Genomic DNA, 18,120 nt, shown 5'->3' on the forward strand with positions numbered 1-18,120 from the left:
GGGTCACTCCAAGGACGGAGTGCACCGAGAGCCGATGACTCCAGGAGAGGCCCCATGTCGCCGAACACGCCCCAGTCCTTCCGTCGTGCACTGCCGGTCCTCGCGACGGCAACACTGCTCGTGGCGAGCGGGTGCTCGTCGAGCGCGGACGGCGAGCCGGAGGGCGGGACGATCGCGATCGCCAACTTCGCCGGCGCCGGCATCACCGTGCCCGACCAGATCGCCGACGCGAAGGGTTTCTTCGAGGAGCGGGGCATCACCGCGGACTTCGTGCAGGTGACGTCGGCGGGCACGCAGCTGGCGGCTCTCACGTCGGGCTCCATCGACGTGGCCCAGAACGCTGTCAGCCAGGTGATGTCCGCCCAGCAGCAGGGTCACGACGTGAAGTTCTTCTGCGGCGGGGTCGCGAAGGCCTGGAACGTCGTCATGGTCAAGGCGGACTCCCCCATCCAGAGCGTCGATCCGGAGAACTGGAAGGAGGGATTCAAGGCTCTCGAGGGGACCACCTTCGGGCTGGACAGCCTCGGTGCCGGCCAGGAGGCTTACTTCCGGGCCCTGGCCGCCGACGCCAGGGTCGACATGAGCACCATCGAGCTGGTCGCCGTCGGCACCGTCGGCGAGGCGGCGGCGACGCTGGCGTCCGGCCGCGTAGACGCCATCTTTGGCTACCCCTTCGTCCAGCAGTCCGAGGTCGCCGCGGGCAACGCCCGGGTCGCCGTGGACATGGTCGCCTCCGGCCACCAGCTGCCTTACCACACCGGCTACTTCGCCACCACGACGTGGCTGGAGGAGAACCCCGAACTGGCCCGCAACTTCTGCGAGGCCATCACCGAGGCCGACGACTACGTCAACGACGAGGCGAACGTCGACGACGTGGTGTCCTTCCTCGTGGAGGACTTCGGTCTCGACCAGGCTGTCGCCGAGCAGTTCGCCGGCCCCGACGGCGTGACCTCGATCTTCTCCCCGGAGCTGGACTGCACCGCCATCAACCTGAGCGCCGAGCACGCGGAGGCGGCCGGTCTCGTGGAGACGGACCCGCAGCTGCGGTGCGAGGACATGCTGTGGGACGGCATGGATGGCTGAGCCGGCCGTCGCCACCATGCCCTCCGTCGCCCCCGCAAGCGTCCCCCGCACCGCCTCGGCGCTGCGGGTCACCGACCTGACCTTCCGCTACCCGCCGCGCAAGAGCCACACCTCGTGGTGGAGCCGCCGCACCGCGCGCCAGGTGAGCACCCCCGTCAAGCCTGCCCTGGTCGACATCACGCTCGAGGTCGCCAAGGGCGAGTTCGTGGCGCTCGTCGGTCCGAGTGGCTGCGGGAAGACCACCCTGCTGCACCTGTTCGCGGGGCTCCTGCGAGCGGCTCCGGGCAAGGTCGCGGTGAACGACCACGAGCCGAGGATGGGCAGCGCGGACACCTCGTACATGTTCGCCCGGGACGCCCTGCTGCCGTGGCGCGACGCCCTGCACAACGTCATGCTCGGCATGGAGTCCACGGGGCTGTCGGGTTCGGAGCTCGAGGAACGGGCCAGGGGAGCGCTGCGCTCGGTGGAGCTCGAGCACCTGGCGACGAGCCACCCGAGCCAGCTCTCCCAGGGCCAGCGTCAACGCGTGGCACTGGCGCGCACGATGGCCCCCGGCCGCGAGATCCTGCTCATGGACGAGCCCTTCGCGGCGCTGGACGCCCAGACCAAGCTGCGGCTGCAGCGCGAGCTCCTGCAGTTCTGGGAGTCCGAGACCCCTGAGAACCGTTCGACGGTCCTCTTCGTGACCCACGACCTGCAGGAGGCTCTCCTGCTGGCGGACCGCGTCATCGTCATGCACCCCGACCCGGGCCGCATCGCCTACGACCACGTCGTCGACGTCGCCCGGCCACGTCATACCCGTCTCGAGGAGATCCTCTTCGACGACGACTTCCGAGACCTCCACCACCAGCTCTTCGACGAACTGAAGGAAGGCGAACGATGAAGCGCGCCCTGCCCGCCACGGCCCGACGGGGTGCTCTCGTCCTGGCGGCCGCGGCACTGGTGACCCCCCTCGTCGCCTGCGGCTCCGACGCGGGAGACGGAGGTGCCTCCGCGAGCACGAAGGTGACCGTCGCCAACTTCACCGGCGCCGGCACCACGCTGGCCGACCAGCTCGCGCACGACCGGTCCTTCTTCTCGGACCGCGGTATCGACGTCGAGTTCGTGCCCGTGACCTCTGCGGGCACGCAGCTCGCGGGCCTGGTCTCGGGCTCCATCGACGTCCTGCAGTACACGGTGAGCCAGGTGATGGCCGCCCAGCAGCAAGGTCATGACGTGCAGCTCTTCTGCGGCAGCGTGTCCAAGGCCTGGAACGTCGTCATGGTCGAGAAGGACTCGCCCATCGCGACCGTCGACCCCACGGACTGGCGCGAGGGTTTCAAGGCCCTTGAGGGCACCACCTTCGGGCTGGACAGCCTCGGGGGTGGCCAGGAGGCCTACTTCCGCTCGCTCGCGGCCGAGGCGGGGGTGGACATGAGCACCATCGACCTCGTGGCCGTCGGAGCCGTGGGCGAGGCGGCCGCCACGCTGGCCTCGGGTCGCGTGGACGCCATCTTCGGCTACCCGTTCGTGCAGCAGTCGGAGGTGGCGGCCGGTCGGGCCCGGGTGGCGATCGACATGGTCGCCTCCGGCCACCAACTGCCCTACCACACCGGCTACTTCGCCACCGGCGAGTGGCTGGACGAGAACCCCGAGGTCGCCCGCGACTTCTGCGCGGCCATCGGAGAATCGGCGGAGTACCTCGCCGATCCCGCCAACCTCGAGGACGTCACCTCCTTCCTCGTCGAGGACTTCGGTCTGGACGAGGCCGTCGCGGAGCAGTTCGCCGGACCCGACGGGGTGACGTCCATCTACTCCCCGGAGCTGGACTGCGCCGCGATCGACCTCAGCGCGGAGCAGGCCGAGGAGGCGGCGCTCGTCCAGCCGGAGCCGCGCCTACGCTGCACCGAGCTCGTCTGGGACGGGATCGAGGGGCGGCGATGAGCACCGCTCCCGCCCTGCCGAAGACCTCAAGGACCGAGGCCGAGGGCGACGAGGTGCAGCACCGCCCCGCCCTTCGGGAGCGGGCCCCCTTCATCCTGTTGAGCCAGCTCGTGCTGTTCCTGGTCATCATGGTGGCCTGGGACGCGCTGGGCCGGTTCGGGGTCGTGGACCGGACGCTGATCTCCGGTCCACTGGAGGTGCTCGAGCGTCTGCGGGACCTCTACGACTCGGGCAACCTCTTCGGACAGATCCTGGCCACGATGCACGCCGTGGCGCTCTCCCTGCTGATCGGGGTCCCCGTCGGTGGGGCGCTCGGGCTCGTCCTCGGGTCCTCACGCTTCCTGGACCGGGTTGCCGAACCCTTCCTGGTGCCCCTGAACTCGCTGCCGCGCATCGCACTGGCCCCGCTGTTCATCGTCTGGTTCGGGCTGACCGTGAACGCGAAGGCCGCTGTCGGCGTGACCCTGGTCGTCTTCATCATGCTCTTCAACACCAGGGCGGGTGTGAAGGAGACGAGCCGCGACCTGCTGCTGCTGGCCGACTCCCTCGGAATGTCGACCCTCGAGCGGTTCCGCAAGATCGTGCTCCCGGGCTCCGTGCCGGTCATCGTGGCGGGGATCCGGCTGTCGCTGACCTACGCGCTGCTCGGCGTGATCGCCAGCGAGATGATCGGGGCCAGGAATGGTCTCGGGACCGACATCGTGCGCTTCAGCAACACCCTCCAGGTCGGCGGAGTCTTCGCCATCCTCGTGATCCTGGCCCTCATCAGCTTCGGACTGGACCGTCTGCTCGGTGCGTTCGAGAGGAGGGCGCTGCGATGGCAGTGAGTGCAGGGGGCCGCCTGAACGGCAAGGTCGTTCTCGTGACCGGGGCCGCTCGCGGCCTCGGGGCCGCCATCGCCACCGCCGCGGCGGTCGAGGGGGCCCATGTGATGGTGACCGACCTCGACGCCGCAGGAGCGGAGGCTGTCGTCAGGCAGCTGGGATCCGAGGGGCTGTCCGCCCGGGCGACGATGCTCGACGTCACCGACCAGGATTCCGTGGACGCCGCCGTGCGGGCCACCGAGGACTGGCACGGGCGGATCGACGGGCTGGTCAACAACGCCGGCCTGCTCATCGAGGCCGACGTGGTCTCGCTCACGGAAGCCCAGTGGGACACCGTCATGGACGTCAACCTCAAGGGAGCGTGGCGGATGACGAAGGCCGTCGTGCCCGTGATGCTCGAGGTCGGGTCCGGCTCGATCGTCAACATCTCCTCACTCGAAGGGCACTTCGCCCGTCCCGGGCACGTGGCCTACGCCGTGAGCAAGGCCGCGCTGCTCAACCTGACGCGGGCGACCGCTGTCGACTTCGGACGGGAGGGCATCCGGTGCAACGCCATCTGTCCAGGTAGCGTGGAGACGGATCTGCTGGCCCAGCACTTCGCTGCCACGGGGGACCCCGAGGCTGCAGCCTCCGACATCATCGGGCGAAACCGGGTCGGGAGGCTGGGCCGCCCCGAGGAGATCGGTGCCACGGCCGTCTTCTTCCTCAGCGACGAGGTGGGTTACCTCAACGGCAGCTACCTGATCGTCGACGGCGGACGGGGTGCCACCACGTGAGCGTGTCGCCAGCCGTTTCCCTCGAACTCCTCGCCGACTTCGATCGGGTCACCGCGGACGCCCCCGATGTCGACCGGGCCAGCGTCCTGGCGCGGGCACGCGCCCAGGCGCCGGTCTTCTGGAGCGAGGCCCTCGACGCCTGGGTGATCACCCGGCACCGGGACGTCCGAGACGTCCTTCGTGACCCGGACAACTTCCGTGCCGTGGCGGACGGGCCGGGCGCTCCGCCCTACGGCCGCACCTTCCTCCACATGGAGGGCCACGAGCACGCGAAGAAGGTGGGCGTCGTCGCCAGCCGCATCCGGAGCCAGAACGCCCTGCGCAATGGGCTCGAAGGCCGAGTGGCCGACATCGCCCGACGGGTCGTGGCCGACCTGCGCCACGACGAGCCGGTCGAGCTCCGCCGGGCGTTCGCGATGTGGATCCCACTCCTGGCCATCACCGAGCTGACGGGACTCGGCCACGGCGAGCAGTTCGAGCAGTGGTACCGGGCGGTGGGCTCCGGGGGCGTCGCGAGCGTCACCGACCCACAGGCCAGGGTCCGGGCGCTCGAGGCGCGGGCAGAGCTGGAAGCCTTCCTCGAGCCCTTCGTCGCCAACCGCCGCCAGGACCCGGGGGAGGACCTGGTCTCAGCGCTCGCGACGGCCGAGTACGACGGGCAGCCGCTCGGCCTGGACGAGATCGTCTCCACGGTCGTCTTCCTGCTGGCTGCCGGCGTCGAGACGACCGAGCGGGTGCTCACCAGCCTGCTCCGGCACGCCGCCCTGCACCCCGAGGTCTGGTCCTGGCTCCGGGAGCGCCGCGAGGACGACGAGGCGCTGACCGCCGCCGCGGCGGAGGCGCTGCGCTACTTCCCTCCGGTGAACGGACTGATGCGCCGCACGATTGCCGAGACCGACGTCGCGGGCGTGCGGGTCCCCGAGGGGCAGCGCGTCTGCCTGCTCCTCGTCTCGGCCAACCGGGACGCCGAGGTCTTCGACGCACCCGAGGAGTTCCGGGTGGACCGCTACCTCGGCCGGGGCAGCGCCCAGTTCACCGCCGCGGGCGAGATCATGCCGTTCGGCGCCGGCCGGCACTACTGCGTCGGCGCCCGTCTGGCGCAGACCGAGATGATCCATGCCCTTCGGGAGCTGGCGCACGCCGTCGAACGCATCGAGCCCGACGGCGAACTGCCACCCGATGTCGGGTTCATGCTCCGATGCCCGCCCTCGCTGCCTGTGATCCTGCGACCGTCCGACGAGAGGGAGAGATGACCGACGACCTGGCGACGCGGCTGCGTCGCATCGAGGACCGGCTGGAGATCGAGGAGCTGCTGGCGCGCTACGCCAACGCCTGCGACGACCGGGACATGGCCGCCCTGGGCGCCTGCTTCGCCTCGGACTTCGAGTTCGACTCGGTCGCGGGCCACGCCGTGGGCCGGGAGGCCGCACTGGACTACTACCGGGGCCGGCTCGGGCTGTACGGCATGACCTTCCACATACCGCACACGCTGGTCCTGCAGGAGCACGAGCAGGACACCGCCGCCGGCCTCGTGACCTCGCACGCCGAGATGGAGCTCGAGCGCGAGCTCTTCGTCACCGGCTTCCGCTACTCGGACCGCTACGTCCGTGAGCAGGGCCGCTGGTGCTTCCGGGCACGCCATGTGCAGGCCTTCTACGCAATGCCTCTGGGCCAGCTCGCCCAGGGGCTCGACGAATACCGGCTGCGCTGGCCGCACGCGGGGCCCCAGCGGGCGCCGTTGCCGGAGCTGTTGCCGTCCTGGGACGACTTCCAGCGCTCGCGCAGCACCTGAGACATCGCATCGGACCGACCGAGCCCATCTAGCCCCACCGCGCCCGTCCGCGCGCCGACAGGAGACAGACCCTTGAGCACGTCCACCACGCCCGTCATCGTCGAGGTCGCGATCAACGGCGGCACCTTCCCGGACCGCAACCCCCACGTTCCGCTGACCGCCGAGGCGATCCAGCGCGACGTCTTCGCGCTCCTGGATGCCGGTGCCTCGATGATCCACTCGCACACGTACGACATCAACCTTCAGGGGCAGGCCGCCGCAGACGCCTACCTCGAGGCATGGCGACCGATCCTGGAGCAGCGTCCGGACACCGTCTGGTACCCCACCCTCTCGGTCGACCAGTCCGAGGGCGCGTCCGGTGAGTCGATCGAGGGCCGGTTCGCGCACTACCCGATCATCGCCGGGGAGGTGCCGATGCAGATCGGCATCGTCGACCCCGGCCCGGTCAACCTCGGCTATCCGGACGAGGACGGCATCCCCATGGGCTTCACCTACATCAACACCTACGCCGACATCCGCTACGCCTTCGAGGTCTGCGAGAAGAACGGCTTCGCACCCTCGCTGGCGATCTACGAGCCCGGCTTCCTCCAGACGGTGCTGGCCTACCGTCGGGCGGGCAGGCTGCCGCGGGGCGCGATGGTCAAGTTCTACTTCGGCGGGGAGTGGGGAATGTTCGCCAAGGGTCACGGCGTGACCTTCGGGCTACCGCCGAAGGAGTCCGCGCTGCGGGCCTACCTGGACATGATCGAGGGCACGGACCTCCCGTGGTCGGTGTCCGTCTGGGGCGGTGACCTGCTGCAGACGCCGGTCGCTCGTATGGCGCTCGAGCTGGGAGGGCACCTGCACGTCGGCATCGAGGACCATTACGACCCGGACCGCACGCCCACCAACATGGAGATCTTCGAGGAGACGAAGGCGCTGTGCGAGGAGGTCGGGCGACCCATCGCCACGGCCGCCCAGACGCGCGAGATCCTCGGGCTGCCCGACCCACAGGGCTGATCACCGTCGCCGGTCGCGCGACGGTCGCGCGCGTCGGACTGGGGGCCCCGCGCCCTATGCTGCCCTGACGAGTGAGAGGGGCGGCGTTGACCCGGTGGACCGAGCGCCAGGTGCTCGAGGCGGCACCTGACCAGTCGTCGGTCGCGGCTGCCCGGCGCCTGGCCCGCCCCGGCCCCTGGTCGGAGACCGGCAGCACCGACACCCTCGTGTGGGGCCGCTGCCAGGGCTCGGGCAAGAACCCCTACCAGGTGAGCGTGGACCTCACCGGTCCCGCCTACCGCTGCTCCTGCCCGAGCCGGAAGTTTCCCTGCAAGCACGCGCTCGCCCTGCTCCTGCTCTGGGTCCACGGCGACGGCGCGGTGGAGGCCGACGCGGCGGCCGACTTCGCCCGGGAGTGGGCCGAGCAGCGGGCGACCTCGGCCGCCGACAGGGCTACGCGGGAGGCCCGCGCGTCCGCACCCGCGGATCCGGAGGCGCAGGAGCGTCGGCGCCAGGCCCGCCTCTCCCTCATGGACGCGGGGATGGAGGACTTCCGGACCTGGCTGGAGGACCTCGTCCGCGGGGGCACGGCCTCCGCCCGGCACCGCGGCTACACCTACTGGGACACGGCGGCGGCCCGCCTGGTCGACGCCCAGCTGCCCGGGCTGGCGACCGAGGTCCGGCTGATGGGCTCGGAGGTCCACGCGCGCCCGGACTGGGCCGAGCACCTGCTCGCGCGGCTCGGTCGCTGGTGGACCGCCGCCCAGGCATGGGGACGCCGTAGGGAGCTCGACCCCACGACGCTGGCCGACCTGCGGGTCGTCCTCGGCTGGCCGGTGCCGACCGAGGAGGTCCGGGCCGACCGGGGTTCGGTGATCAGCGGCCGGTGGTCCGTCCTCGGCGCCCACCGCACCGACGACGGACGGCTGCTGTCGCAACGCACCTGGCTGGCGTCCGAGGACGACGGACGTCTGGTGCAGGTGCTCGACTTCGCCGCCGGCGGGCAGCCGTTGCCCGTCGCACGCCTCACGGGATCGGTCCTGCAGGGCGACCTGGCCCTCTACCCGGGGTCGGGCGCACGGCGCGCCCTCTTCGACGGCGAGCCCGTCGCGGCCGGGCAGCTGGCCGACCTGCCGGGCGGGGGGACGCTCGAGGACGCGCTGCGGACGTTCGCGGACCTGCTCGCCGTCAACCCGTGGGTGCTGCGCGCCCCCGTCGTGCTCCGGTCCGTCGGGGCGACGGTCGACGGGGCGTGCGTGCCGACCACGGACGGCGGATCCGTCCTGCTGCCGTGGGCCGACGGCACGCCGTGGACGCTGCTGGCCCTGACCGGGGGCACGGACGCCGACCTGTTCGGTGAGCTCGAGGGCGGCCGGCTTCGGCCGCTCAGCACCGCCGTCGAGGGCGAGGTGGTGGGCCTGTGAGCGATCCGCGCACCCCCGACCCGTCCGGCTGGTGGGACCACCTGCTGGCCGCCTCGCTCGTCGGCACCGCCCGACGTCCGGTCCCGCCCCTCGACGCCGCGGGGCTGGGCGTCCGCGCCAGGACCGATGCGCGTCCCGAGACCGCCCTGCTCGACGCCGCCGCGCTCGCCGGTGCCCTGCGCGCCGCGGGGACGGTGATGCCCACGGCCCCGGCGGGGACAGCCCCGACGGGAGGGCCGGCGTCGGCGGACGGCACGCAGCCCGCGTCGCGACCTGCCCCTCCGGAGTCGCGGCCCGCCGCGCCCCCACGGGCCGCGCAGCTGCTGTCGCTCGTCCTCGTCCAGAACCCCGCCGGCCCGTCCTCGCTCGAGCCGCTCGTGCGCCACTGGTGCACCACGGCCGTGCGGCACGGCTACCGGCTGCCGCACGCCCTGCTGCCGCAGGTGCTCGAGCTCGGCCGCTCGCGACCGGGCCTGCGCGTCCCGCTGGTCCTGACCCTCGGGGAGCGGGGCCGGTGGCTCGCCGAGCGCGTGCCCGGCGCCGAGTGGGTCGCGCGGACCAGCGCCCGTGCCGACGCGGACCTCGGCGCCGCGAGCCCGGACCGGGCAGCCGCCACCGCCGACACGCTGCCCGACGTCGCGGCCTGGGCCCTGCTGGCTGACGCGCAGCGGCTCACGGCGCTCCGGGCGGCACGTGAGCGCGATCCCTCGCTCGGCCGCGCCTACGTCGAGGGCACCTGGTCCACCGACCCGGCCCGGACGCGCAAGGCGCACCTCGAGCTGCTGGAGATCGGGCTCGGGGACGCCGACGAGGACCTGCTCGAGCGCGCCCTCGACGACCGGGCCGCCGGCGTCCGCGCGCTCGCGGCGACCCTGCTGGACGGCCTCCCGCGGTCCGCCCGCGCCGCCCGCATGGGCGACCGCCTGCGCGCGCTGCTGCACACCGATCGGCGCCTCCTGCGCACCCGCCTCGACGTCGAGCTGCCGGACGACCCCGACCCCGCCGGCGTCCGCGACGGCCTCGTCCCGCCACCGCGCGGCGTCTCCGCGCGCGCCTGGTGGCTGCAGCGGATCGTCGCGGGCGCACCGCTGAGCATCTGGACCGACGCGACGGGCACGGATCCCGAGGCCACCTACGGGCTGATCCCCTCCGACGAGGCCCGGGCGGGGGTCCGGGAGGCCGTGCTCCGGCGCGGCGACCGCGGGTGGGCGCAGGCGATCGCCCGCACCCGGGGCGCCAGGCGCAACCCGCTCGACCCGGCCATCGTCGCGCTGCTGGACCCGGCCGAGGCCGAGCGCCTCGTGCTCGCCGGGGCCGAGGTGGGCGGTGCGGCCCTGGCGACCGTCGTCCAGGGTGCGCCCCCGCGGTGGAGCCGCGCCCTGACGCTCGGCCTCCTCGACCGGTGCCGGCGGACGCGCACCTCCGCCGACCTCGCGCCCCCGCTCGTCCAGCTGGTCGCGCGCGCGGGCGACCTGCACCCCGACGGCCTGCCGGTCCTCCAGGACTGGCTCGCCACCGACCCGCCCCCCGAGCCGGCGCGACGTCTGCTCCGCGAGCTCGTCCAGCTGCTGTCCCTCTACCGCTCCATCGAGGAGGCCTTCGCGCCATGACCGACCCCACCGACCCGAGCACGGGCGACGTCCTGCTCCGGGCCCACGCCGAGCAGCAGTACGCCGAGGAGCTGGCCGCGCTGGCCCGCCACGACGACCGCGAGCGGCCACCCGCCTGGCGTCTCTCGCCGTGGGCGGTCACGGCATACCTGCTGGGTGGGGAGCTGCCCGACGGGACCGTCATCACCCCCAAGTACATCGGCAGCCGTCGGCTCGTCGAGATCGCCGTCGCGTCGCTGGCGACCGACCGGGCGCTGCTGCTCCTGGGCGTGCCGGGCACGGCGAAGAGCTGGGTCGGCGAGCACCTCGCCGCCGCGGTCAGCGGCACCTCGACGCTGGTCGTCCAGGGGACGGCCGGCACGGCCGAGGAGGCGTTGCGCTACGGCTGGAACTACGCCCGGCTGCTCGCCGAGGGGCCCAGCCGCGAGGCGCTCGTGCCCAGCCCGGTGATGCGGGCGATGGAGACCGGCTCGCTCGTGCGCGTCGAGGAGCTCACCCGCATCCCGGCCGAGGTGCAGGACTCCCTCATCTCGATCCTGTCGGAGAAGTCGCTGCCGATCCCCGAGCTCGACGACGAGGTGCAGGCGGTCCGGGGCTTCAACGTCATCGCCACCGCCAACAACCGCGACCGCGGCGTCAACGAGCTGTCCTCGGCGCTGCGCCGCCGCTTCAACACCGTCGTGCTGCCGCTGCCCGACAGCATGGACCAGGAGGTCGAGATCGTCCGCGGCCGGGTCGAGGCCCTGGGCAGGGCGCTGCGGCTGCCGACCGACCTCACGGCGCTGGCGGAGATCGAGCGGGTCGTCACCGTCTTCCGCGAGCTGCGCAGCGGGCGCACGCTCGACCAGCGCACCACGCTCAAGTCCCCGTCGGCGACGCTCTCCACCGCCGAGGCGATCTCGGTCATGGTCAACGGCGCCTCCCTTGCCGCCCACTTCGGCGACGGCACGGTCCGCGCCGACGACGTCGCCGCGAGCCTCGTCGGGGCCGTGGTCAAGGATCCGGTGCAGGACGCCGTCGTCTGGCAGGAGTACCTCGAGACCGTCGTGCGCGACCGCCGCGACTGGGCCGACCTCTACCGCGCCTGCCGGGAGCTGGGCTGAGCGTGGCGGCGCAGGTCTCGGTCCTCGGCATCCGGCACCACGGCCCGGGCTCGGCCCGGTCCGTGCTGTCGGCGCTGGAGGAGCTGCAGCCCGAGGCCGTGGTGATCGAGGGTATGCCGGAGCTCGAGCGGCTGCTCCCGCTCGCCGGGCACCCCGACCTGGTGCCGCCCGTGGCCGGCCTGGTCTACGTCAAGGACACGCCCAGCCGCGCGGTGTTCTCGCCGATGGCGGTCTTCTCGCCCGAGTGGGTGGCGATGCGGTGGGCGCTCGCCCGCGACGTGCCGGTGCGCTTCGCCGACCTGGCGGCGGTGCACTGGCTGGCGCTGGAGGAGGACGACGGATCGGGGGAGGAGGCGCCGGTGCGCCCGCACCCGGAGGACCTGCCCGTCCCGACCCGGCGGGACCCGATCGCGCGACTGGCCGCGGCCGCCGGCTACGGCGACCCGGAGCGCTGGTGGGACGACGTCGTCGAGCACCGGCCGGGGTCGGGGCTGGCGGCCTTCGACGCGCTGCGCGAGGCGATCGCCGAGGTCCGCGCCGACGACGAGATCGACCGCGAGACGCTGCTGCGCGAGGCGTCGATGCGCCAGGTCGTCCGCTCCGTCGTGCGCTCCGGGGCCGAGCGGGTCGCCGTCGTCTGCGGCGCCTACCACGCCCCCGTCGTCGCCCCGGCGACCACGACGGTGTCCGCCGACGCCGCGCTGCTCAAGGGCCTGCCCAGGGTGCGTGTCGAGGCGACCTGGGCCCCGTGGACCGCCGAGCGGCTCGCGACCGCCTCCGGCTACGGTGCCGGGGTCGCGTCGCCCGGGTGGTACGCCCACCTGCACAGCACCTGGGCGGGGCCCCGCCCCGACGACGTCGTGCCCTCCTGGCTGGTCCGGGTCGCGCGCCAGCTCAGGGGCGAGCAGCTGGACGCGCCCACCGCCTCGGTGGTGGAGGCCGCCCGGCTCGCCGACGCGCTCGGCGCGCTGCGAGGTCGCCCCTCGGTCGGTCTCGAGGAGCTCACCGACGCCACCCAGGCCGTGCTGTGCGAGGGCTCGGACCTGCCGCTGCGGCTGATCCACGACGACCTCGTCGTGGGGCACGAGCTCGGCTCGGTGCCCGAGGACGCCCCGTCCGTGCCGCTCGCCGCCGACCTGACCCGGCAGCAGAGGTCGCTGCGCCTGCGGGTCAGCGCCACCGCGCAGACCGTCGTGCTCGACCTGCGCACCGACGCCGGACGGGCTCGCTCGACCCTGCTGCACCGGCTGCGGCTGCTCGGGATCGACTGGGGGAGCGAGGCCGACGCCGGACGCACGACCGGCACCTTCAAGGAGGCCTGGGAGCTGGAGTGGCGGCCCGAGCTCGCCGTGGCGGTCATCGCGGCCAGCATCTACGGCACGACGGTCGAGTCGGCGGCCGCCGCCCGCGTGGCCCGGCTCGCCGAGGAGGCGCCCGACCTGAGCGCGCTCGCCTCGTTGGTGCAGGCCTGCCTGCTGGCCGACCTGCCCGGCGCCCTCGGCACCGTGCTCGAGCAGCTCGCCCGCCAGACCGCCCTGCAGCACGACACCCTCGCCCTGCTCGGCACGGTCGAGCCGCTGGCCCGCACGGCGCGCTACGGCGACGTGCGCGGTGTCGACGGGAGCCGGGTCCGCGAGATCCTGGACGCCGTCGTCGTCCGCGCCTGCGTCGGCCTCCGGGCCGCCCTCACCGGGCTCGACGACGTCGCGGCGGACGTCGCACGCACGGCGGTCGAGTCGGCGCAGCACGGCATCGGGCTGCTCGACGACGAGACCCTCCTGCAGCCCTGGCACGCCGCGCTCGCCGACCTCGCCGGCGACGACGCGGTGCACGGCTCGCTGGCCGGTCGCCTCACCCGCATCCTGCTCGACTCCGGGCGTCTGGGCACCGACGAGGCCGTGGTCCGAATGTCCCAACGCCTCTCGCCCGCCTCGCCGGCGGCGGGCGGCGCGGCCTGGCTCGACGGCTTCCTGGCCGGTGACGCCGCGCTGCTGCTGCACGACGACGAGCTGCTCGGCATCGTCGACGCGTGGGTGGGCGAGATCCGCGAGGAGACCTTCGAGGACCTGCTGCCGCTGCTGCGCCGCACCTTCTCCCGCTACGAGCGGCCCGCGCGCCGCCAGCTGGGGGAGCACCTGCAGCGGCTCGGGTCCGGCGGTGCCCGACGCACGGGCGGCCTCGACCTCGACGTCGACAGGGCGCTGCCCGCGGTGCACCGCGTCGCGGCGCTCATCGGTCTGGAGGGAGCACGATGAGCCGGGACCGGATGACCCGTTGGCGGCTGGTGCTCGGCGGCGACGACGCCGACGGCACCGGCATCGGCGTCGAGGGCCTGACCACCGAGGACGCCGCGCGCGACCAGGCCCTGCAGGCGCTCTACGACGCCCAGGGCCCGCGCTCGGCCGGCCTGGGCGGGTCCGCGCCCCGCGTGGCCCGCTGGCTGGGTGACATCCGCACCTACTTCCCGAGCTCGGTCGTGCAGGTGATGCAGTCCGACGCCATGGACCGGCTGGGCCTGCGCCAGCTGCTCCTGGAGCCGGAGATGATGCGCTCGGTGCAGCCCGACGTCGGCCTGGTGACCACGCTCATGGGCCTGGGACGCGTCATACCCGAGCACAGCCGTGAGACCGCCCGGGCCGTCGTGCGGATCGTCACCGACCAGCTCGACGAGCGGCTGCGCCAGCGCACCGTCCAGGCCGTGGCCGGCGCGCTCAACCGCGCCGCGCGCACCCGCCGGCCCCGGCTCGCAGACGTCGACTGGCACCGCACCATCGCCGCCAACCTCCGGCACTACCAGCCCGAGCACCGCACCGTGGTGCCCGAGCGCCTCGTCGGCCACGCCCGCCGCCAGCACCAGGTCGAGCGGCACGTCATCCTCTGCATCGACCAGTCGGGGTCGATGGCGGAGTCGGTCGTCTACGCCAGCGTCTTCGGCGCCGTCCTCGCCTCGCTGCGGTCCGTGCGCACCTCGCTCGTGGTCTTCGACACCTCGGTGGTGGACCTGACCGAGGACCTGCAGGACCCGGTCGACGTCATCTTCGGCGTGCAGCTCGGCGGCGGCACCGACATCAACCGGGCGGTGGCCTACTGCGAGGGCCTCGTCGAGGACCCGACCGACACGGTGCTCGTGCTCATCAGCGACCTCTTCGAGGGAGGTGTCGCCGAGGAACTGGTGGGCCGCACCGCTGCCCTGGTCGGCTCCGGCGTCACGATGGTCGCGCTCCTCGCGCTCTCGGACAACGGCCGGCCCGCCTTCGACGCCGACGTGGCGACCGCCCTGGCCGACCTCGGCGTCCCGGCCTTCGCCTGCACGCCGGACCAGTTCCCGGACCTGATGGCCACGGCGATCGAGCGCGGGGACATCGCCCGGTTCGCCTCCGAGCGCGGCATCGTCACCCAGCACCGGTCCGAGGAGGCGGGCCCCTGAGCGGGAGCCGAGACCGGGGTCTAGGTTGGGGCGCATGAGATTCGGGATCTTCGTGCCCCAGGGCTGGCGGTTGGACCTCGTCGGGATCGCTCCCGAGCACCAGTGGGGCGTGATGCGCGACCTCGTGCAGCGCGCCGACGCCGAGGAGGCGTGGGAGTCGGTGTGGGTCTACGACCACTTCCACACCACCCCCGAGCCGACGGAGGAGGCGACGCACGAGGCCTGGACGCTCATGGCCGCCTTCGCCGCCATCACCGGCCGCGTCCGGCTCGGCCAGATGTGCACCTGCATGAGCTACCGCGACCCGGCCTACCTGGCCAAGGTCGCCGCCACCACCGACGTCATCTCCGGCGGCCGTGTCGAGATGGGCATCGGCGCCGGCTGGTACGAGCACGAGTGGCGCGCCTACGGCTACGGCTTCCCCCGGGCGGGGGAGCGGCTGGCGCGCCTGCGCGAGGGCGTGGAGATCTTCCGCCAGATGTGGACGACCGGCTCGGCGACCCTGGACGGCAAGCACTACCAGGTCGACGGGGCCCTCGGCTGGCCCCGCCCCCTGCAGGGGACGACCTTCCCCGGGTCCGAGCGCAACGGCATACCCATGTGGGTCGCCGGAGGCGGCGAGCAGAAGACGCTGCGCACCGCGGCGGAGTACGCCGACTACACGAACTTCGACGGCAGCCCGGAGGGCTTCGTCCACAAGTCCGAGGTGCTGCGGGGCCACTGCGAGGAGATCGGGCGCGACTTCGGCTCGATCGTGCGCAGCGCCAACTACAACGTCGTCATCGGCCGCGACGAGGCCGAGGTCGAGGACCGGCTGGCCGGCATCAAGGACCGGATGCTCAAGGGCGGCCTGAGCCCCGAGGCGACCGAGCGGTCGGTCGAGGGCCTGCGCCGCGGCCCCGCCGTCGGCACGCCGGAGCAGATCGTCGAGACCCTCCGGGGCCTCGAGGCCTCGGGCATGACCTACGCCATCACCTACTTCGCCGAGGCGGCCTACGACACCTCGGGCATCGAGCTCTTCGAGGACGAGGTCATCCCCGCGCTGGCCGGCTGATCCAGAGGGCCGAACCGGTGGGCCGGAGCCGGTGCTGGACGGTCGTCCCGCAGCAGTAGGCTGCGACGCATGAGCGACTTCGACCTGTTCCGGATCAGCGAGGACCACGAGGCACTGCGCGAGGCGGTGCGTGCCGTGGCCGACGAGCAGATCGCGCCCTACGCGGCCGCGGTCGACGAGGAGAGCCGGTTCCCGGAGGAGGCGCTCAAGGCGCTGGTCGCGACCGACTTCCACGCGCCTCACGTCGCGGAGGAGTACGAAGGTGTCGGCGCCGACGCGCTGGCGACCTGCATCGTCATCGAGGAGGTCGCCCGGGCGTGCGCGAGCTCCTCGCTCATCCCGGCGGTCAACAAGCTCGGCACGATGCCGCTCATCCTCGCCGCCAGCGACGAGGTCAAGGCGAAGTACCTGCCGCCGGTGGCGCGCGGCGAGGCGATGTTCTCCTACGGCCTCTCCGAGGCGGGTGCGGGCTCCGACACCGCCGGCATGACCTGCAAGGCGGTCGAGCAGCCCGACGGCACCTTCGTCCTCAACGGCCAGAAGTCGTGGATCACCAACGCCGGGGTCTCGGAGTTCTACACCGTCATGGCCGTCACCGACCCCGACGGCCCGCGCGGGCGCAACGTCACGGCGTTCGTCGTCGAGAAGGGCGACGAGGGCTTCACCTTCGGCGCCAAGGAGAAGAAGCTCGGCATCAAGGGCAGCCCGACCCGCGAGCTGCACTTCGACAACTGCGTCATCCCCGGCGACCGCATGGTGGGCGCCCCGGGCGAGGGGCTGAAGATCGCCCTGCGCACCCTCGACCACACCCGGGTCACCATCGGCGCCCAGGCCGTCGGCATCGCCCAGGGCGCGCTCGACGCCGCGGTCGCCTACGTCAAGGAGCGCAAGCAGTTCGGCAAGTCCATCGCCGAGTTCCAGGGCGTGCAGTTCATGCTCGCCGACATGGCGATGAAGCTCGAGACGGCCCGCCAGATGGTCTACGTCGCGGCGGCCAAGTCCGAGCGCGGCGACGCCGACCTGTCGTTCTTCGGGGCGGCCGCCAAGTGCTACGCCTCCGACGCCGCGATGGAGATCACCACCGACGCGGTGCAGCTCTTCGGCGGCTACGGCTACACCAAGGACTTCCCGGTCGAGCGCATGATGCGCGACGCCAAGATCACCCAGATCTACGAGGGCACCAACCAGATCCAGCGGGTCGTCATGGCCCGCCAGCTGCTCAAGGGCTGAGGCCTCCCGCCGCCGCCTCGTCGGGGCTAGGCTCGTCGGCGACGACGAGGTGGTGGCATGGGGACGATCGAGGACCGGGTCGGCGAGTTCCGACGGCTGCACGAGGCCGGGTGCTTCGTCATGCCCAACCCGTGGGACGTCGGCAGCGCCCGCGCCCTGGCGGGTATGGGGTTCCCCGCCCTGGCCACGACCAGCTCCGGCTTCGCCTGGACCACGGGTCGCCCGGACACCGAGGCGCCGCTCGAGGAGGTCCTGGCGCACCTGCGGGCCGTAGCCGGGGCCGTCGGGGTCCCGGTCAACGCCGACTTCGAGAACGGCTACGCGCTCGAGCCGGACGGCGTGGCCGCCAACGTCGCCGAGGCGGTGCGGACCGGGATCGCCGGCCTGTCGATCGAGGACTCGACGCGGGAGGGTGACGAGCCGCTCGTCGAGCTCGACCTGGCCGTGGCCCGGGTTGCCGCGGCCCGGGAGGCCATCGACCGCAGCGGCACGGGGGTCCTGCTGACCGCCCGCTCCGAGGGCTTCGTCGTCGGCCAACCCGACCTCGAGGAGACCGTGCGCCGGTTGCGGGCCTACGCCGCGGCGGGCGCCGACTGCCTCTACGCCCCGCGCATCACCACGGTCGAGGAGATCAGTGCGGTCGTCGAGGCGGCGGGGGCGCTCCCGGTCAACCTCCTCGTCAACGCGCCGTTCATCACGGTCGCCGAGGCCGCCGAGCTGGGCGTGCGCCGGATCAGCGTCGGAGGGACCCTCGCCCGGGCCGCCTGGGGCGGCTGGCTGCGGGCCGCCGAGGAGATCGCCGGGGCGGGGACCTTCGGCGCCTTCACCGACCTGCCGGACGTCGACGCGATCGCCCGCCGCTCCTGAGCCGGCCTCGAAAACTCGTTGCTCCCGGC

At 73.0% G+C, this 18,120-nt stretch carries 16 protein-coding genes; all 16 read left to right on the forward strand.

Annotated elements, in window-relative coordinates:
* Positions 1–54: 54 nt before the first annotated feature.
* The 16 genes from FB476_RS05350 to FB476_RS05425 all read left to right on the forward strand — a co-directional run bounded on the left by FB476_RS05350 (position 55) and on the right by FB476_RS05425 (position 18,091).
* Complete coding sequence (locus FB476_RS05350; protein ID WP_141817861.1) at positions 55–1,083, forward strand: ABC transporter substrate-binding protein; 1,029 nt, start codon at positions 55–57, stop codon at positions 1,081–1,083.
* The gene (locus FB476_RS05355) at positions 1,076–1,966 is read left to right on the forward strand and encodes an ABC transporter ATP-binding protein (RefSeq protein ID WP_141817862.1); all 891 of its coding nucleotides are present in this window, start codon (positions 1,076–1,078) and stop codon (positions 1,964–1,966) included. Before FB476_RS05350 ends, FB476_RS05355 begins: the two co-directional genes overlap by 8 nt.
* On the forward strand, positions 1,963–3,006 hold the full coding sequence (locus FB476_RS05360; RefSeq protein WP_141817863.1) for an ABC transporter substrate-binding protein: 1,044 nt from the start codon (positions 1,963–1,965) through the stop codon (positions 3,004–3,006). The genes FB476_RS05355 and FB476_RS05360 overlap by 4 nt, the downstream gene beginning before the upstream one ends.
* Positions 3,003–3,833 carry an ABC transporter permease gene (locus FB476_RS05365; protein WP_141817864.1) on the forward strand — a complete coding sequence of 277 codons (831 nt, stop codon included), beginning with the start codon at positions 3,003–3,005 and terminating at the stop codon, positions 3,831–3,833. Before FB476_RS05360 ends, FB476_RS05365 begins: the two co-directional genes overlap by 4 nt.
* Positions 3,824–4,606: an SDR family NAD(P)-dependent oxidoreductase gene (locus tag FB476_RS05370; RefSeq protein WP_141817865.1), complete on the forward strand. Its 783-nt coding sequence runs from the start codon at positions 3,824–3,826 to the stop codon at positions 4,604–4,606. The genes FB476_RS05365 and FB476_RS05370 overlap by 10 nt, the downstream gene beginning before the upstream one ends.
* Positions 4,603–5,859 carry a cytochrome P450 gene (locus FB476_RS05375; protein ID WP_141817866.1) on the forward strand — a complete coding sequence of 419 codons (1,257 nt, stop codon included), beginning with the start codon at positions 4,603–4,605 and terminating at the stop codon, positions 5,857–5,859. The genes FB476_RS05370 and FB476_RS05375 overlap by 4 nt, the downstream gene beginning before the upstream one ends.
* The gene (locus tag FB476_RS05380) at positions 5,856–6,398 is read left to right on the forward strand and encodes a nuclear transport factor 2 family protein (RefSeq protein ID WP_170233532.1); all 543 of its coding nucleotides are present in this window, start codon (positions 5,856–5,858) and stop codon (positions 6,396–6,398) included. Before FB476_RS05375 ends, FB476_RS05380 begins: the two co-directional genes overlap by 4 nt.
* 72 nt (positions 6,399–6,470) lie before the next feature.
* Entirely contained in the window at positions 6,471–7,397 is a 927-nt protein-coding gene (locus FB476_RS05385) for a beta-keto acid cleavage family enzyme (protein ID WP_170233533.1), read from the forward strand.
* An 86-nt stretch (positions 7,398–7,483) separates the two neighbouring features.
* Positions 7,484–8,800 carry an SWIM zinc finger family protein gene (locus FB476_RS05390; protein WP_141817869.1) on the forward strand — a complete coding sequence of 439 codons (1,317 nt, stop codon included), beginning with the start codon at positions 7,484–7,486 and terminating at the stop codon, positions 8,798–8,800.
* Entirely contained in the window at positions 8,797–10,410 is a 1,614-nt protein-coding gene (locus tag FB476_RS05395) for a DUF5691 domain-containing protein (protein WP_141817870.1), read from the forward strand. Before FB476_RS05390 ends, FB476_RS05395 begins: the two co-directional genes overlap by 4 nt.
* Positions 10,407–11,513 carry an ATP-binding protein gene (locus FB476_RS05400; RefSeq protein ID WP_141817871.1) on the forward strand — a complete coding sequence of 369 codons (1,107 nt, stop codon included), beginning with the start codon at positions 10,407–10,409 and terminating at the stop codon, positions 11,511–11,513. Before FB476_RS05395 ends, FB476_RS05400 begins: the two co-directional genes overlap by 4 nt.
* 2 nt (positions 11,514–11,515) lie before the next feature.
* On the forward strand, positions 11,516–13,768 hold the full coding sequence (locus FB476_RS05405) for a DUF5682 family protein (protein WP_141817872.1): 2,253 nt from the start codon (positions 11,516–11,518) through the stop codon (positions 13,766–13,768).
* Positions 13,765–14,940: a VWA domain-containing protein gene (locus FB476_RS05410; protein ID WP_202876908.1), complete on the forward strand. Its 1,176-nt coding sequence runs from the start codon at positions 13,765–13,767 to the stop codon at positions 14,938–14,940. The genes FB476_RS05405 and FB476_RS05410 overlap by 4 nt, the downstream gene beginning before the upstream one ends.
* Before the next feature lie 34 nt (positions 14,941–14,974).
* A complete protein-coding gene (locus tag FB476_RS05415) occupies positions 14,975–15,994 on the forward strand; it encodes an LLM class F420-dependent oxidoreductase (RefSeq protein WP_141817873.1) in 1,020 nt (339 codons plus the stop codon).
* A gap of 69 nt (positions 15,995–16,063) precedes the next feature.
* Entirely contained in the window at positions 16,064–17,224 is a 1,161-nt protein-coding gene (locus tag FB476_RS05420) for an acyl-CoA dehydrogenase family protein (RefSeq protein WP_141817874.1), read from the forward strand.
* Between the two features lie 57 nt (positions 17,225–17,281).
* Positions 17,282–18,091, forward strand: coding sequence for an isocitrate lyase/PEP mutase family protein (locus tag FB476_RS05425; protein WP_141817875.1), 810 nt, complete (start codon positions 17,282–17,284; stop codon positions 18,089–18,091).
* The last annotated feature ends 29 nt before the right edge of the window (positions 18,092–18,120 follow it).

This window comes from Ornithinimicrobium humiphilum (genome assembly GCF_006716885.1).
Taxonomy (GTDB): Bacteria; Actinomycetota; Actinomycetes; order Actinomycetales; family Dermatophilaceae; genus Ornithinicoccus; species Ornithinicoccus humiphilus.

Coding starts and splice junctions, on each gene's coding strand:
- FB476_RS05350 (WP_141817861.1), top strand. CDS start 55: ATGTCGCCGAACACGCCCCAGTCCTTCCGTCGTGCACTGCCGGTCCTC.
- FB476_RS05355 (WP_141817862.1), top strand. CDS start 1,076: ATGGCTGAGCCGGCCGTCGCCACCATGCCCTCCGTCGCCCCCGCAAGC.
- FB476_RS05360 (WP_141817863.1), top strand. CDS start 1,963: ATGAAGCGCGCCCTGCCCGCCACGGCCCGACGGGGTGCTCTCGTCCTG.
- FB476_RS05365 (WP_141817864.1), top strand. CDS start 3,003: ATGAGCACCGCTCCCGCCCTGCCGAAGACCTCAAGGACCGAGGCCGAG.
- FB476_RS05370 (WP_141817865.1), top strand. CDS start 3,824: ATGGCAGTGAGTGCAGGGGGCCGCCTGAACGGCAAGGTCGTTCTCGTG.
- FB476_RS05380 (WP_170233532.1), top strand. CDS start 5,856: ATGACCGACGACCTGGCGACGCGGCTGCGTCGCATCGAGGACCGGCTG.
- FB476_RS05400 (WP_141817871.1), top strand. CDS start 10,407: ATGACCGACCCCACCGACCCGAGCACGGGCGACGTCCTGCTCCGGGCC.
- FB476_RS05410 (WP_202876908.1), top strand. CDS start 13,765: ATGAGCCGGGACCGGATGACCCGTTGGCGGCTGGTGCTCGGCGGCGAC.
- FB476_RS05415 (WP_141817873.1), top strand. CDS start 14,975: ATGAGATTCGGGATCTTCGTGCCCCAGGGCTGGCGGTTGGACCTCGTC.
- FB476_RS05420 (WP_141817874.1), top strand. CDS start 16,064: ATGAGCGACTTCGACCTGTTCCGGATCAGCGAGGACCACGAGGCACTG.
- FB476_RS05425 (WP_141817875.1), top strand. CDS start 17,282: ATGGGGACGATCGAGGACCGGGTCGGCGAGTTCCGACGGCTGCACGAG.